Origin of the sequence: Sphingomonas azotifigens NBRC 15497, from assembly GCF_002091475.1 — a bacterium.
Classification (GTDB): domain Bacteria; phylum Pseudomonadota; class Alphaproteobacteria; order Sphingomonadales; family Sphingomonadaceae; genus Sphingomonas; species Sphingomonas azotifigens.
The window spans coordinates 1-1,004 of sequence record NZ_BCTR01000037.1; the positions used below are offsets into that span (position 1 = coordinate 1).

The following is a 1,004-nucleotide window of genomic DNA, read 5'->3' on the forward strand; positions in this document are numbered from 1 at the left end:
CCCCTTAAGGGGAGGGGTTTTTTCCAGTCACCCTTGCCTTTCGTCGCGACTCAGCCTAACACTGAACCACATGGTTCAGTATAGCAGCGCCGCGCTGGATGCCTCGTTCGCCGCGCTCTCCGATGCCACCAGACGGGGCATCCTGGAGCGGCTCGGGCAGAGGGAAAGCTCGGTCTCGGCGCTCGCCGATGCGTTCGACATGACCCTTACCGGCATGAAGAAGCATATCGGCGTGCTGGAACAGGCCGGGCTCGTCACCACCGAGAAGGTCGGGCGGGTGCGGACCTGCCGGCTCGGCGGCCGCGGCCTGATGGCGGAGGCCGCCTGGATCGAAGGCGTGCAGCAACTTTGGAACGCGCGGTTCGACGCGCTGGACGACATCGTAGAGGAACTCAAACGCAAGGAGCAGTCGGATGGGCCTGAGCATGCAGGATAACGCGACGTCGCGGACCAAGGTGGAGCGTATCTCGGACGTGGACATGGTGGTCCGGCGAAGCTTCGACGCCCCCGCCCGCCTCGTCTTCCAGGCCTGGAGCGATGCCGCGCTGTTCCGTCGCTGGTGGGTGCCGGCCTCTGCGCCCGTCCGCCTGCGAACCTGCAAGATGGATGTGCGCACCGGCGGCAGCTACCGGCTCGAATTCGGCATGGACGAGGGGCCGGTGCACGCCTTTTTCGGCCGCTATGTCGAGGTGGTGCCGGACGCGAAGATCGTCTGGACCAACGAGGAAAGCGACGATGGTGCGCTGACCACGGTCACGTTCGAGGAGACCGACGGCAAGACGCTGGTGACCTATCATGACCGGCATGGCTCGAAGGAGTCGCTCGACGAAGCCTTCGAGGGGATGGAGGGCGGCATCGCCGAGCAGTTCGATCAGCTCGCGGCGGTGCTGGCGGAGTGACCTTCTTCTAAGCCCCTCCCCTTTAGGGGAGGGGTTGGGGGTGGGGCATGACGGACGATCGGCGGATTCGCTGCCAGATCAGCCCCCCCCCCCCCCCCCCCCCCC

General features: G+C 66.1%; 2 protein-coding genes. Both read left to right on the forward strand.

The genetic code is table 11. From position 1 onward, the window contains the following. Positions 1-436 (forward strand): ArsR/SmtB family transcription factor (locus SAZ01S_RS13850; RefSeq protein WP_245824861.1); only part of this gene is annotated, 436 nt, incomplete at its 5' end. Further along, entirely contained in the window at positions 414-899 is a 486-nt protein-coding gene (locus SAZ01S_RS13855; RefSeq protein ID WP_218018081.1) for an SRPBCC domain-containing protein, read from the forward strand. The genes SAZ01S_RS13850 and SAZ01S_RS13855, both read left to right, overlap by 23 nt. Positions 900-1,004: the final 105 nt, after the last annotated feature.

Bases quoted from the DNA above. Each gene is read 5' to 3' on its own strand.
- SAZ01S_RS13855 (WP_218018081.1), top strand. From the start codon at position 414: ATGGGCCTGAGCATGCAGGATAACGCGACGTCGCGGACCAAGGTGGAG.